At 67.6% G+C, this 12,731-nt stretch carries 15 protein-coding genes; 7 read left to right on the top strand and 8 right to left on the bottom strand.

Translation table 11 applies throughout. The annotated features are described in order from the left end of the window. Positions 1 to 57: 57 nt before the first annotated feature. The 3 genes from BDK92_RS11955 to BDK92_RS11965 all read right to left on the bottom strand — a co-directional run bounded on the left by BDK92_RS11955 (position 58) and on the right by BDK92_RS11965 (position 3,362). The gene (locus tag BDK92_RS11955) at positions 58 to 1,512 is read right to left on the bottom strand and encodes an MFS transporter (protein WP_121156776.1); all 1,455 of its coding nucleotides are present in this window, start codon (positions 1,510 to 1,512) and stop codon (positions 58 to 60) included. Positions 1,513 to 1,538: 26 nt separating this feature from the next. Further along, positions 1,539 to 1,997 carry a MarR family winged helix-turn-helix transcriptional regulator gene (locus BDK92_RS11960; RefSeq protein WP_229876805.1) on the bottom strand — a complete coding sequence of 153 codons (459 nt, stop codon included), beginning with the start codon at positions 1,995 to 1,997 and terminating at the stop codon, positions 1,539 to 1,541. Positions 1,998 to 2,291: 294 nt separating this feature from the next. Beyond that, positions 2,292 to 3,362, bottom strand: coding sequence for an FAD-dependent monooxygenase (locus BDK92_RS11965; RefSeq protein WP_121162012.1), 1,071 nt, complete (start codon positions 3,360 to 3,362; stop codon positions 2,292 to 2,294). Positions 3,363 to 3,428: 66 nt separating this feature from the next. On the opposite strand from BDK92_RS11965, the gene BDK92_RS11970 reads away from it, so the two are divergent. The 3 genes from BDK92_RS11970 (at position 3,429) to BDK92_RS11985 (ending at position 6,619) form a co-directional block, all read left to right on the top strand. After that, positions 3,429 to 3,992, top strand: a complete 564-nt coding sequence (locus tag BDK92_RS11970) for a TetR/AcrR family transcriptional regulator (RefSeq protein ID WP_121156777.1) — start codon at positions 3,429 to 3,431, stop codon at positions 3,990 to 3,992. A gap of 210 nt (positions 3,993 to 4,202) precedes the next feature. Continuing rightward, on the top strand, positions 4,203 to 4,961 hold the full coding sequence (locus BDK92_RS11980) for a class I SAM-dependent methyltransferase (protein WP_121156779.1): 759 nt from the start codon (positions 4,203 to 4,205) through the stop codon (positions 4,959 to 4,961). 887 nt (positions 4,962 to 5,848) lie between these two features. Further along, positions 5,849 to 6,619, top strand: a complete 771-nt coding sequence (locus BDK92_RS11985; protein ID WP_147456965.1) for a hypothetical protein — start codon at positions 5,849 to 5,851, stop codon at positions 6,617 to 6,619. A gap of 247 nt (positions 6,620 to 6,866) precedes the next feature. On the opposite strand, the gene BDK92_RS38945 is transcribed toward BDK92_RS11985, so the two are convergent. From BDK92_RS38945 to BDK92_RS12000, 4 genes are read right to left on the bottom strand one after another with little or no spacing between them, the layout of a single operon-like run. Beyond that, positions 6,867 to 7,040: a hypothetical protein gene (locus BDK92_RS38945; protein ID WP_170208555.1), complete on the bottom strand. Its 174-nt coding sequence runs from the start codon at positions 7,038 to 7,040 to the stop codon at positions 6,867 to 6,869. Then, on the bottom strand, positions 7,037 to 7,294 hold the full coding sequence (locus BDK92_RS11990; RefSeq protein WP_121156781.1) for a hypothetical protein: 258 nt from the start codon (positions 7,292 to 7,294) through the stop codon (positions 7,037 to 7,039). The genes BDK92_RS38945 and BDK92_RS11990 overlap by 4 nt, the downstream gene beginning before the upstream one ends. After that, positions 7,260 to 7,574 (bottom strand): DivIVA domain-containing protein, encoded by a 315-nt coding sequence (locus tag BDK92_RS11995; protein ID WP_121156782.1) that lies wholly within the window; start codon positions 7,572 to 7,574, stop codon positions 7,260 to 7,262. The genes BDK92_RS11990 and BDK92_RS11995 overlap by 35 nt, the downstream gene beginning before the upstream one ends. Continuing rightward, positions 7,571 to 7,828, bottom strand: a complete 258-nt coding sequence (locus BDK92_RS12000) for a hypothetical protein (protein WP_121156783.1) — start codon at positions 7,826 to 7,828, stop codon at positions 7,571 to 7,573. Before BDK92_RS12000 ends, BDK92_RS11995 begins: the two co-directional genes overlap by 4 nt. A gap of 417 nt (positions 7,829 to 8,245) precedes the next feature. Between BDK92_RS12000 and BDK92_RS12005 the strand changes: the two genes are divergently transcribed. Next, positions 8,246 to 9,118, top strand: a complete 873-nt coding sequence (locus BDK92_RS12005) for a helix-turn-helix domain-containing protein (RefSeq protein WP_121156784.1) — start codon at positions 8,246 to 8,248, stop codon at positions 9,116 to 9,118. A 29-nt stretch (positions 9,119 to 9,147) separates the two neighbouring features. Further along, positions 9,148 to 9,345, top strand: coding sequence for a DUF397 domain-containing protein (locus BDK92_RS12010; protein WP_121156785.1), 198 nt, complete (start codon positions 9,148 to 9,150; stop codon positions 9,343 to 9,345). A gap of 151 nt (positions 9,346 to 9,496) precedes the next feature. Here the strand turns inward: BDK92_RS12010 and BDK92_RS12015 are convergent, their stop codons facing one another. After that, a complete protein-coding gene (locus BDK92_RS12015) occupies positions 9,497 to 10,699 on the bottom strand; it encodes an erythromycin esterase family protein (RefSeq protein WP_121156786.1) in 1,203 nt (400 codons plus the stop codon). A gap of 230 nt (positions 10,700 to 10,929) precedes the next feature. Here BDK92_RS12015 and BDK92_RS12020 point away from each other — a divergent pair, with 230 nt between their 5' ends. Both BDK92_RS12020 and BDK92_RS12025 read left to right on the top strand, forming a co-directional pair. Next, on the top strand, positions 10,930 to 11,907 hold the full coding sequence (locus BDK92_RS12020) for an ATP-binding cassette domain-containing protein (protein ID WP_121156787.1): 978 nt from the start codon (positions 10,930 to 10,932) through the stop codon (positions 11,905 to 11,907). Continuing rightward, entirely contained in the window at positions 11,904 to 12,731 is an 828-nt protein-coding gene (locus BDK92_RS12025) for an ABC transporter permease (protein ID WP_121156788.1), read from the top strand. The genes BDK92_RS12020 and BDK92_RS12025 overlap by 4 nt, the downstream gene beginning before the upstream one ends.

Consider the following 12,731-nt stretch of genomic DNA (forward strand, 5'->3'; position numbering starts at 1 on the left):
CGCGCTGTGGGTCAGCGAGCCGACGGAGACGGCGTCGAAGTCGGACGGCTTCGATCCTCAGCTTCCGGTTCGACTCGACCGGCCCAGGCCCGGCACACCGACTGGGGCTGTGATCGGATTGGTCTCGGGTGAGCGTCGGCGGGCGAGGGCGAGGCTGGCCATCGTCGTGATCGCCATCGCGGCGACGCCGACCAGCGCCGCGGTCGTGTAGGCGTCGTCGTTCGGGAAGAGGCGGCCCGTGGCGGTGCCGGCGGCCAGGACCAGACCGCCGATGGCGCTGCCCAGGGAGTACCCGACGCTGCGGACGACGTAGTTGAAGCTCATGGCGCTCGACGTCTCGCTCCTGGGGGTGACGGCCAGGATGACGCCGGGCATGGCGGCCGAGAAGCTGCCGACGCCGAAGCCCAGCACGCCCATGGCCGCGAGCAGTTCGGCCAGGTTGGACCGGGCGGTGGCGAACAGGACGAACCCGCCGCCGACGATGGCGGCGCTGCCGGCCAGGAGCAGGGGGCCGTCGATCCGTTCGCGGATCCGCGGCGTGAGCTTGCCGGCGACGAACCCCAGCACGGAGAACGGGATGAGGACCAGCCCCGCCACGAAGGTGGTCAGTCCGAAGCCGTAGCCGGCGCTGTGCGGCGTCTGCGCGTAGCGGGTAATGAGCGTGAGCAGGAGGTACATGCCGCTCCCGCCGACGAACATGGCGATGTTCGCCCCGGCGACCGCCGGGTGCCGTACCGCCCGGACGTCGACCAGGGGCGTCTTGGTTCGCAGTTCGGAAACGGTCCAGACGCAGAGCAGGAGTACGGCGGCGACGGCAACGGTCACCGCCACGGCGAGGTGTCGGCTCCACAGGCTCCTCTCGCCGGCCAGGAACAGGACGAGGAGCAGTCCACCCGCCAGGACGAGCGCACCGGCCACGTTCACGTGAGCGGAGCGGCCTTCGGGAGCTGCGGGCATGGAGTGCCACGCGGTCACGAAGGCGATGGCGGTGACGAGCAGGCCGAGGCCGTAGGCGGCCCGCAGTCCGCCGAACTCGGCGAGCAGCGCAGCCAGCGGGTAGCCGACGCCGGCTCCGATGATGGAGACCACTGAGATCAGGGCGATCGTGGCCGCGCTGCGCTCCTCGGGAAGATGGTCGCGGGCCACGCCCATCATCAGCGCCGTGAGACCGAGTCCGACGCCTTGGGCCGCTCTGCCCACGAGCAGCCAGGCGAACGGCAGCGGCAGCACGGTGAGCGCGCTGCCGACGACGACGATCGCCAGCGTGGCGAGAATCGTGGCCCGCCGGTGCGGACCGGCTCCGAGCCGGCCGAGGACGGGTGTGGCGACGGCGCCGCTGAGCAGGGCGATGGTCAGCGTCCACTGCGCGCTGTCGAGGGAGACGTGGAACGTGGTCGCCACGCTGGTGATGAGCGGCGTCCCGAGGCTGGCGACCGCCGCCACGACCAGGGCGATGAACATCAGGGCGGGGACCAGCAGACGTGCCTCGGAACGTATCAGGGCAGTGCTCATGGGCTGGTCATGAGCCTGGGCCGCGGTCACCGGTCCGACTCCTCTCGGGCGTGGCTTTCGAGCTCCGCCAGATGCAGCAGCGCCGGAAGGGCTGCTGCCAGGGCCTCGACCTCGTCACCGGTGAGTTCGTCGATCAACCGCGCGTACGCGTCGACGCCCGCCTGGCGTCGCGTCCGGACGTACGACGCGCCGGCCTCGGTCAGGCACACCAGCGTGACCCGCTTGTCGGACGGATCGCCCTTCCGCTCGACCAGCCCGGATTCCTCCATCACCCGGACCAGGACGGTCATCGCGGGCTGGGTGACACCCTCGGCCACCGCCAGATCGGTGATCCGTCGCGGGCCGGTCTTGTCCAGGGTGGCCAAGGTGGCGGCGGACGTCAGGCTCATGTCGCGGGGAAGGCGTCTCACGGCCCTGGTGGCCAGACCGTAGAGGGCTGACCCGATGGCATCGGAAGCGCCGTGCGCGGCGTCTCGGCGACTCACACCTGAAGCATAGCAGTTTTATATGAATCCTTTATGCATCTCCCGATCGGGGTTCGGTGATACCTGACCGACCTCCGGAGGCGGGGCGCAGGTTCGAATCCTGCCCGGGGCACGTGGCAGAACCGCAAACGCGCGACGCGACCGGGCGATCACTGATTGCGGAAGCCAGTTTCGCGTTCGAGTAGCGATTGAGGATGCCCCGGCCGTTCGGCCGGGGCATCCTTGCGATGGGTCGATGTACGGGCGCCGAACGAGCCCGGATCGCGGCTACCGAGCACCAATTGTGGTTGGCGTTTACGTGCCGGGCGGGCCGGCCACCATGCTCGCGCGCAGGAGTTGGTCGCGGACTGGTATCGCGTACCGCAGGTGAGTCATCCGTGCAGCCAGGCCAGCTATGCGGGCCAGCCTCTGGGTGGCTGGCCGACGCTGGCGATCGTATTCGTGCAGAGCCTGCTCGACCGTGAGCGTCTTGCGCAGGTGGGAGGCCAGCGCTACCGCATCGATGATCGCCTCGCACGCGCCGCGCCCCAGGTCGGGTGTCATGGCGTGGGCGGCGTCGCCAAGGAAAGCCACCGTGCCGCGCGTGAAGGACGGTAGCGGCGGCGTCACGTACACGTCGTGTCGCAGCACCGCGGACTCGTTGATCGCGTCCAGGACGGTATGGACCGGCGGCGCCCAGCGGCCGAACATTCCCCGTAGTTCGGCGACTTCCTCGCCCGGGCGGAACTGGCCCTCCGGTGCCGCCGCGGACGCGTACCAGTTGGTGCGACCGCCCTCCTGCGGTGTCACGCCGAACTTGAGGCCCCGGCCCCACACTTCCACGAACATGTCGGTGGGCATGTCTTCCACCACGCCGCGCCACGCCGTGCTGCCGGAGAATCGTGCTCGGTACGCCGGGCCGAACACTTTCTCGCGGGCTTGGCTGAACACTCCGTCGGCCACCACGACCAGATCGACATCACCCACCTCGGTAGCGTCGTCCACTGGATCGCCGGTCCGTAGCTCCACCCCGGCCTCCATCGCCGTCTCGTGCAGGATGGCGAGCAGTCCCGGCCGGGACAACAGGTAAACATGGTCGCCGGTGCGCCGGTGCAGCCGTTCGACGTCAATCGTCGCGATGCGGGAGCCGTCCGGACGAAGAAAGACCCCGGCTTGCTGTCGTCGCCCGGCCCGGCGGACCATGTCGCCGACGCCGATCGCGTCCAGCGCGCGCAGCGCCACGGGCCACATGCCGAGCGCCGTGCCCGTGATCGGCAGCCCCTTGTCCCGCTCCCGGACGGTGACCCTCCAGCGTGCGCGTCGCAGCGCGATCGCCGCCGTCAGCCCACCGATGCCCCCGCCAATGATCAACGCACGTCTCTCCATGTTCACCACGCTACAACACCTGTTGTTTTCCGACTACGGATGTTGTGAATCGAATAAGGTGTCGGCGTGCCATCCCGCGAAGAAAACCTGCTCGATGCCGCCATCGGCATCCTCGGAAACCAAGGCGTACGGGCGTTGACGCATCGCGCGGTCGACGCGGCCGCCGCGGTGCCAACCGGCTCCACAGCGAACTACTTCAAGACCCGCGACATGCTGCTCAGCGCCGTAGCCGACCGATTCGCCGACCGCGACCGCGCCACCTGGCAGGCGATCGCGGGCTTCGTCCGCCCCACCACCGCGGTCGAGCTGGCGGCTGCGCTCGCCGCATACGTGCACCGTGCGCTCGGCCCAGAGCGCGCCCTGACCATCGCCCGATACGGTCTGTTCGTCGAGGCCGCACTGCGCCCGGAACTACAGGGGCGACTTGCCGAGGCGGCCCTCTCGATCCGGACGTGGGGCACGGAGTGGCTGCGCGCGATCGGCTCCACCGACCCGGAGAGCGAATGCGCGGCAATCCTCGACTACCTGGACGGTCTCATCTTCCACCAGCTCACGTTTCCCGGTCCGGTCGACCAGTTGGAGGCGGCGATCACGCAGACGGTGAGCCGACTGTGCACCACTGCGGCGTGACCAGCGAACGGCCTGCGGAATGGCCAGACCATGCCTCACACAGGAGGCGAGGCAAGCAACCTCGACGGGCATCCGCATCTCGGCTACGTGCGTCGCGGCGGTCACGCAAGGCACCTTGTGGAGCCAGGCGACGACGCCTATCGTTCCGATGTATCGGCTCGATATATCGGCCTGGGGCTTCGCGGTCGCCCGGCTGACCCAGGAGGTGCGATGAGGTCGATCGACTACGACGCGGAGCAGCACCAGGACTACGCGCGCGGCCGCGCGCTCAACCAGCGGCAACTGGATGTGTGGATCAGCGCCTTCGAAGCGGTGCTGCCCGAGCGGCGTCCGCTGGCGGGCCTGGACGTCGGCTCAGGGACCGGCAGGTTCACCCCCGCGCTGGCCCAGGCGTTCGGGCCGGTCACCGGTGTCGAGCCGTCGGTCCGCATGCGCGAGGTCGCGCAGACGCAGTCCCAGCATCCGGATGTGCGATACCTGGCGGGCGCCGCCGAGGACATGCCGGTGCCGTCGGACAGCGCCGACTACGCGCTCATGTTCCTGTCCTGGCACCACGTCCAGGACAAACCCCGGGCAGCCCGGGAGCTGGCCAGGGTGCTCAGGCCCGGCGGGCGGCTGCTGCTGCGCGCGAATTTCAGGGACCACCATCCCCGGCCGTGGTGGCTGGAGCATTTCCCTCACGGCTACGAAAGGGACGCCTCGCTGTTCCAGCCACTGCACGAGGTCATCGCGACGTTCACGTCGGTCGGCTGGCGCGTTGCCAATTTCGACACGGTCACCGAACCGTCCCCGGGCACCTACGCCGACATGCTCGAACGGCTGCGCCTGCGCACCCTCTCGTTCTTCGCGCAGCTCAGTCCAGACGAGTTGGAGGCCGGCTTCCGCCGACTTGAGCAGGCCGTTGCCGCAAATCCCGACGCTCCAGCGCCGGTTTTTGCCGAGCCGCTACTCACGCTCGAACTGCGCTGACCAGGACGGTGGTTCTCCGGGCGTCTCCTGGGTCGCCCGGGGACGCCCGGAGTGGCAGCGGTTACGGCCGGTATCGGGCACAGTGCTTCAGCCAGAGCAACTCAAGGACCCCAGCAATACAGTTACGAGTGTCGCACTCCGGAGGCAGGGGTGCGCGGCGGCGCCGGTCCGGACGGCGCCGCCGCACGCTGTAGGGACGGTGAATGCTTGGCCGGCAACTGCACCCCGGCCCGCCGGGCCTCAGCTTCCTCAAACCGCCCGGGCATCGCCGCCCACCGGATCGGCCCGCCTTCACATTGCCGCTGAAGGACGGGCCGCCGAATGGGCGCCTTTACTCTCAGCTGAGGTTTACGATCAACTCGATCAACCGGAAGATCACCTGGGTCACGGATAGGCATCGCACCGCATCGCCCATGACCGCACTGCGGCTCGTTGCACGGCGACGACTACGGGGCGGCTTCAGCTTCGGCGTCCTTCGTCGCCGGACGCGATGTGGCTCTACCATTCGGGTTGCTCCTAACTAAGTCCTCGACCTGGGACTTCGGGGTAACGGGCGGGCGGCCGTAGGCGCGGCCGTCCGCCCTTGTGTGGGTACATACGTCCCCGTCTCATCCGGACCGACATGACCCTTCTTCAGGCCGCGCCAGGCGAGACATTCCAATCGTCCCAGTCACGCAATCCCTGGCCAAACGGCTCGCACCTACCTCGGCAGCGGCTTCATAGAGCGCCCCCTGCGGAGTGATGGGGAGGGTGTAGCGGCATTCGCAGATGTTTGTGGCGGCGTAACATCGAGGCTGCAGCGGAAAGTTAAGAGGAAAGAACTGCTAGGACCCCCATACCCCCGTTACCCCCAGACCCCTGGTCTCTCCGCTACAAAGGTGGATCGAATGTCGAAATCTTCTACCGTCGAGCCGACCGCCGAGGGCCGCCGCCTCCTGCGCCGGCTGGTCGAGCGGTCGAAGCGCACAGGCGGGGTGCAGCTCCCGCCCGGCTTCCTGCGCGACGACACACTCTCCGCAACTCCGCCGCTCGCCCACATGCTGCGCGGCGGGCAAGGCGGAGAGGTAAGACTGAAGCTGTACCTGACCATGACGATGCTCGCGGCGCGGCCGCCGCACGACATCAAATCCATCCCGGCGCGCACCTGGGCACGCGTACTAGCGTTGCCTGACCCCGAGGTCAACGGCGCCCGCCGTATCACCGACGCCCTCAACTGGCTCCAGGAAGCACGCCTGGTCAGGCTGGACAGCCGGCAAGGCATGCCCAAAGACGTCACCCTCTTGAGCCCATCCGGAACCGGCAAGGCGTACAGCTGGCGCGGCTCGTGGTATATCAGCATGCCGCTTGGCTTCTGGCAGAATGAGTGGGTTTACCAACTCTCCGGCAGTGCCGTGGGGTTCCTGCTCGTCCTACGCGACATGCGGAGCAACAAGACGGAGACCGACCCGCCCTGGCTCACGATGACTCAGAAGCAGCGGTACGGCTTCTCCGAAGACACCTGGACAAGAGCCTCCAAGGAACTGCGGGACCATAGCCTGCTGGTCGTACGCCGGAAGCCTCAGGGCAAGGAGTTCGATCACCGCCGTCTCCGCAACACGTACTGGATCAACATCGAGCGGCTCGACCGGGCCAACGAGCCGTTCATTCCGGCAGCGTGATTCATAATCAAAGCCGAAACCTGACCACATCAGCCTGATCGGCGCCTGGGGTGAACCTCTTGCGGGAGCCCAATCTAGGACCGCCTGGTCCTGATGCGGGTAGCAGGGCCACCTGTCGGATCAGCCCGGCAGCGGCACCGACGGCCAGGTTGACCGACTCGGTCTTTATGTCGTGGGCCGAGCCGTAGCACCGTCGAGAGCGTCAACGGCTGCGGCGGGCGGTTCACCGTGACCTTCAGCAGGGCACTCAGGTCGTGCATGGTGGCTCCGGTGCGGGCTCTGACTCGTCGGGGACATCCACCAGGATCGTCAGCGCCAGCATGGCGTCAACCGTCAGGTTCCGTCGCCACGCCTCACGAGCAAGCTGGTGCATAGCCGCGTAGAACTTGGCCTCAACGGTCAGGTCTTGAATCAGGCTCACTCACGCCCCCGAGGTGTCAACCGGCGCAGCCCTTCGATCAGGACGAAGATCTCCCGACGCGTAACAGCCTCGCCCTTGGCGTCCAACACGTAACCGGTCAGCCACACCCAGCCGGGATAGGTGAGCCTCTTGTCCACTGCGGTGATACGGAAGGTGAAGCCCTGCTCGCCGCCGAACTGGACGCTGGCCGCCTTGCCCACGACCACCAGGTCGCCCGGTTCAGGCCGACGGGCGGGCCTGGACTTGTTCGCCATGCTGGTTCCTGGCCTGATCGGAATGCCACGCGCGCAGTGCTCCCTTGAGCCGCTGTAACTCCTCGGCTTGGCGCAGGATGACCCCGTCCCGCCTACGCAGCTCCGCCGCGACATGAGCCACGTAGGCGCGCACCTGAGATTGGTTAAACCCCTTGAGTTGGTAACCGAACTCGACGTTTCCAGCCTGCTCGGGGGTCAGAATCAAGGGCGAGGCAGCTTCCTTGTACGACTCGCCGTTGATCCTGGGGCTCATCGGCACCCGAGCGACGTACCCGTTCATCGGGGACCCTTCCGCACGGAACGGAGCATGTAAACCTCGGCTTTGCGCAACCCGTCGCGCACCACGTGCACCTGCCGCTTTCTGCTGGCGGTGCCCCGCTGATTGATCTCGTACCCGTGCAGCCACAGCCATCCCGGTTGGGTTTCCTCGACACGGATGACCCGCAGGAAGATCTGGCCGTCCCCGTCGAAGTCACTGTTGGCCGCGCCGTTGATCAGGAGCGCGTCGCCGGGCTTGGGTTCAAGGCCGGGCATGAGGAGGGGCCTTGTGCTGGAGAGTGCTGGTGGTCGTCTCCCCGCAGGTGGGGCACCACCGGCTCTTGACCCGGAAGGCAAACAGTCCTGCGAGGAACCCCAGAAGGGCGCATCCAACGGCTGCACCGAAGATCGCCAAGATGACCTCCTTCTCAAAGGGGGACTCCGGCAACTGGTTGCCGCCAGCACTGGCCGGAGTCCCCCATCCGGGAGCGGCCGGCGGGGCGTGTTCGAGGCGGGTAACACGCACCACCAGCCCATGCCACCTGGGCGGTCACCCTATGACATGCTGTGCCCATCGTGCTACTGCCTATAGGAAAATGCAAGGTAGGCATTTGCCCCTTGAGCATCTGACTCCCCGGCTTGTCTGTGCATCTGCACGGCAGGGAGACTCGTACCAAGGACGGAGCGAAGGGGATGGACTTGTCGGCCAGGCGGCAACCACCAACAGTGCGACTACGCAGGCTCGCCGCTGAGCTGCGCGGCTTGCGCACAGACGCCGGCCTTACTCGCGAGGAAGTCAGCGAGCAGACCAATATCAACAGTGCGACGCTCTACCGCATCGAGACCGCCAAGGTCCGCCCGCAGCGACGCACCCTGCTCGCACTCCTCGATAAATACGGCGTAGCGGACGAAACCAGACGCAACGAGTTGATCGACCTCTCCAAGCAGGCCACGCAGCTTGGTTGGTTGCAGGCGTACGAGTCAGAACTTCCCGAGGAGTACACGGCCTACATCAGCTTCGAGGCCGAGGCGCGCGGCGTACGGAACTACGAAAGTCTGTTCGTACCGGGTCTGCTACAGACAGAGGACTACGCCCGCGCCGTCATCAAAGGTGCGCTACCGCTCGCCAGCGACGACGAGGTTGAGCGACGAGTTGAAGCACGCATGCAGCGGCAGGCGACGCTGACGAAAGACGACCCGATCAGGCTCTGGGCCATCCTCGATGAAGCCGTCCTGCACCGCGCCGTTGGCGGCGCCGAGGTGATGGCGAAGCAACTACACGCGCTGGTCGAGTCAGCGCGGCTGCCCCACATCACGCTCCAGGTCATTCCGTTCAAGGCCGGCGCCCACGCCGGTATGCCTGGATCATTTGTCGTGATGGACTTCCCGGACGCTGCCGACCCGGACCTGGTTTACATCGACAGCATGGCGGGTGACCTGTTCCTGGAACGTGAACCCGACGTACGTCGCTACAGCGTTATCTTCGAGCACCTTCGGGCCGTGGCACTCGACCCAGCCAGCTCCGTTCAGTTGGTCGAAGCGAGAATGAATGCGGTCGACACATAGAGATCAACGCTAGAAGGGGGGTCGAGGACATGAACGCCCCCGACCTTGGCAACGTGGTGTGGAAGAAATCGAGCCGCTCATCGGGCAACGGTCAATGCACAGAGATCGCTAGCTTCGGCAACCAGGTTGCCGTACGCGACAGCAAGGACCCCAACGGCCCGGTGCTGGTCTTCACCCCGGGCGCCTGGGCCACGTTCGTGATCTCGATCAGCAGCGAACGACGGTAGCGGGAAGACCCCGGGCAAAGCCGCTTCAAGCAGCTCCCATCGACGGACGACAGACAACGGCCCGTGACACTCGCACGGGCCGTTGTCGTATCCCAGGACGTACGGGGCCGGGATGCACTCGGGGCCGTCCGTGGGTGGCGCGTACGCCACCTCAGCTGCGCTGGACGTCCTTGACGTACACGATCCCTTCGTTGTTGGCCAGGTGGGCCGGGTCCAGCGGGGCGTAGCCGAACCAGGAAGACCTGCGAGGGGCCGGTTGCGGGTCAACGAGGGCGGCGGCCAGTTGGCGGGCGTCGACGACGTAGTGGTCCTCCGGGAGTGCGTACAAATGCCCTTCGATGGTGTCCGGCGGTGGGGTGTCCACTCCCTGGTGGCGGATCGTGCCGAGGGCCGTGGCCAGGAAGGCGTACTCCTCGCCCAGGTGGGCGCTGACGATCGCGCCGGCGCTCCACCACTCCAGCGGCAGGCCGCCCATCCGCATCGAGCTCTTGTCCCGCTGGAGATGAGCGTTGTGGGCGTGGACCAGCGTCGGGCCCCGCTCGGCGAGGGCGAGCAGGTTGGCTGCCATCATCGAATCCCGCAGCGCGCAGAGCCGCGCCAGGCGGCTCGGTGACGTGTCGGCCAACCAGTAGTGGTAGCGCAGCAGCCCCGTGGCGGTGCGCCCGTACAGGCGGGCCCGGTCCCAGTCCTCCCGCGAGGACGCCGCGATGAGGTACGGCGTCTGCACGTCGAGCAGTGCCACCAGGTCGTCGGCGAGCACCCGCACTTCCCTGACCTCGGCTGACTGCCCCACGGACCGGGACGGGTCCATCAGTCCGGCGGGATCGGTCCACCGGTCGTCAGCGCCGAGCACGCGGTCGAGCGTCTCCGCGGTGCAGGGGAGCAGATCCGCGTCCACCCAGGTCGCGAGGTAGCCGTGAAGTGCGGTGAGGGCCTGCCGGGGGCTCGCGGCGCCGGTCATCTCCAGCGGGCCGTCGAACCCGGCGAAACGCAGTTGCTCGGACGCCGGCCGGCCGTCGTTGTACGCGCGCATCCAGCCCACGAGTTCGCGGTTGGCCGCGGACGCGCCGAACCCGTGGCTGAAACCGCGTGCCATGACCTCGTCGAGGGTGCCGGTGCCCGAGGTGACGTAGTCGTCCACGACCAGGCCCATCATGCAGTCGCTCTCGATCGTGATCGTCCGGTATCCCTCCTCCTCGATGAGCTGCCGGAAGAGTTCGTTGCGCAGGCCGAGCAGGACGTCCTCGCCGTGGGTGGGCTCGCCCAGGGCGAGCAGCCGAGGTCGGGTCGGGAGCAGCCGCATGACGGAAGCGCTCTCGACAGGATGGGCGCTGTTCTTGACACCAAGAATCATGCCTTCAACGCTATCGTTGAACCGACGGTTGAGACTTTGTCGGCGAAGCCAGCAAGGCGATGCGTTGTAACCCTCAAAGCCACGTTCACCACGTCGGCGATCAACCGGGCCACGGCCGAGGACGGGCTGCGGCTCGTCGTGGGTCGGGCCGCCTCCGGCCGGGGGCGCTGTCGGCGCCGTGTCGGCGGGGTGTCGGTGACGTGTCAGCCGGCCGCCGCAGGCTGGGTGGCATGACAAATGACCTGGTGATCGAGGCCGAGGGCCTCGTGAAGAGTTTCGGGAAGACGAGGGCGCTCCAGGGCGTCGACCTCGCCGTGCCCCGGGGAACTGTGCTCGGCGTACTCGGTCCCAACGGGGCCGGCAAGACCACCGCCGTACGCATCCTCTCCACGCTGCTCACCCCCGACGGCGGCACCGCCCGGATCAGCGGCTTCGACGTCGTACGCGACGCCGAGCGGGTCCGGCAGACGATCGGCCTCACCGGGCAGTACGCCTCGGTCGACGAGGACCTGACCGGGCGGCAGAACCTGGAGCTGTTCGGCACCCTGCTGGAGTTGGGTCGCGCCGGCTCCCGGCGTCGCGCCGCCGAGCTGCTCGAATGGTTCGACCTCACCGAGGCGGCCGGTCGACCGGCGAAGACCTACTCGGGTGGTATGCGGCGGCGGCTGGACCTGGCCGCCAGCCTGGTCGGCTCACCGGACGTGATCTTCCTCGACGAGCCGACCACGGGTCTCGACCCGGCCAAGCGCGAGGACATGTGGGACGTGGTCCGCTCGCTGGTCACGAACGGCTCGACCGTGCTGCTCACCACCCAGTACCTCGAAGAGGCGGACGCGCTCGCCGACGCCATCACGGTCATCGACCACGGGCGGGTCATCGCGTACGACACCCCGGAAGGGCTGAAGCGGGTGGTCGGCGGCCAGACCCTCGAGGTGCGGCCGGCCGATCCGGCGGAGCTGGCCCGTACCGCGACGATCCTGAGCGAGGTCTCCTCGGGCGCCCGCGCCGACGAGATCCGCAAGGGCGTGCTCGCGGTGCCGGTCGTCAACGACGCGGCCCTGACCGAGGCCGTCGCGCGGTTCGCCGTCGCGGGCATCACGGTCACCGAACTCTCCCTGCATCTGCCGAGCCTCGACGAGGTCTTCTTCACCCTCACCGGGCGTACGGCAGCCGACGACGACACCAGCCTGAAGGAGGTGGCGGCATGAGCACCCTGCTCGACGCACCGCCCACGACGAGCCGCGCACTGTCGACGGTCGCCCCGAACCCACGACCGTTCCGGCTGGTCCGGCACTCGCTCGCGCTGGCCAAGCGCAGTCTCATCAAGACCTGGCGTACGCCCGAGGCGCTGATCGACGTCACGTTGCAACCGGTGCTGTTCCTGGTCATCTTCGTGTACATCTTCGGTGGCGCGGTCAGCGGATCCACCCACGACTACCTCCAGTTCCTGCTGCCCGGAATCCTGGCGCAGACGATCGCGACCGGATCCATCGCGATCGGGGTGAACCTCAACACCGACATCGCCAAGGGCATCTTCGACCGGTTCCGGTCACTGCCGATCCCCCGTTCGGCGCCGCTCGTCGGCGCGGTCCTGGGCGACGTCGTACGGTATGTGATCGTCACCGTCTCGACCCTCGCGATCGGCTATGCGCTCGGCTTCCGGATCGACGCCAACCCGCTGCGTGCGCTCGCCGGTTGCCTGCTCGCGGTCCTGTTCGCGCTCTGCCTGAGCTGGTTGCCGGTCTTCGTGTCGATGAAGGTACGCACCCCGGGTGCGGTGCAGGGCCTGATGTTCGCACTGATCATGCCGCTGAGCTTCGGGTCCAACGTGTTCGTCGGCACCGACACCCTGCCGGGCTGGATGCAGGCGTTCGTGAAGGTCAACCCGATGACCCACCTGGTCGACGCGATGCGCGGGCTCTTCCTCGGCACGCCGGTCGGCCCGCACGTCTGGTGGACACTCGCCTGGTGTGCCGGGTTCGTGGTGCTGTTCATGCCGCTCGCGCTGCGCGCGTACCGCAGAAAGGTCTGA

It is taken from the genome of Micromonospora pisi (genome assembly GCF_003633685.1).
Taxonomy (GTDB): domain Bacteria; phylum Actinomycetota; class Actinomycetes; order Mycobacteriales; family Micromonosporaceae; genus Micromonospora_G; species Micromonospora_G pisi.

Coding starts and splice junctions, on each gene's coding strand:
- BDK92_RS11980 (WP_121156779.1), top strand. CDS start 4,203: ATGAGGTCGATCGACTACGACGCGGAGCAGCACCAGGACTACGCGCGC.
- BDK92_RS12025 (WP_121156788.1), top strand. CDS start 11,904: ATGAGCACCCTGCTCGACGCACCGCCCACGACGAGCCGCGCACTGTCG.
- BDK92_RS12010 (WP_121156785.1), top strand. CDS start 9,148: ATGAACGCCCCCGACCTTGGCAACGTGGTGTGGAAGAAATCGAGCCGC.
- BDK92_RS11985 (WP_147456965.1), top strand. CDS start 5,849: ATGTCGAAATCTTCTACCGTCGAGCCGACCGCCGAGGGCCGCCGCCTC.
- BDK92_RS12020 (WP_121156787.1), top strand. CDS start 10,930: ATGACAAATGACCTGGTGATCGAGGCCGAGGGCCTCGTGAAGAGTTTC.
- BDK92_RS11995 (WP_121156782.1), bottom strand. CDS start 7,574: ATGAACGGGTACGTCGCTCGGGTGCCGATGAGCCCCAGGATCAACGGC.
- BDK92_RS12005 (WP_121156784.1), top strand. CDS start 8,246: ATGGACTTGTCGGCCAGGCGGCAACCACCAACAGTGCGACTACGCAGG.
- BDK92_RS12000 (WP_121156783.1), bottom strand. CDS start 7,828: ATGCCCGGCCTTGAACCCAAGCCCGGCGACGCGCTCCTGATCAACGGC.
- BDK92_RS12015 (WP_121156786.1), bottom strand. CDS start 10,699: ATGATTCTTGGTGTCAAGAACAGCGCCCATCCTGTCGAGAGCGCTTCC.
- BDK92_RS11955 (WP_121156776.1), bottom strand. CDS start 1,512: ATGAGCACTGCCCTGATACGTTCCGAGGCACGTCTGCTGGTCCCCGCC.
- BDK92_RS11990 (WP_121156781.1), bottom strand. CDS start 7,294: ATGGCGAACAAGTCCAGGCCCGCCCGTCGGCCTGAACCGGGCGACCTG.
- BDK92_RS11965 (WP_121162012.1), bottom strand. CDS start 3,362: ATGGAGAGACGTGCGTTGATCATTGGCGGGGGCATCGGTGGGCTGACG.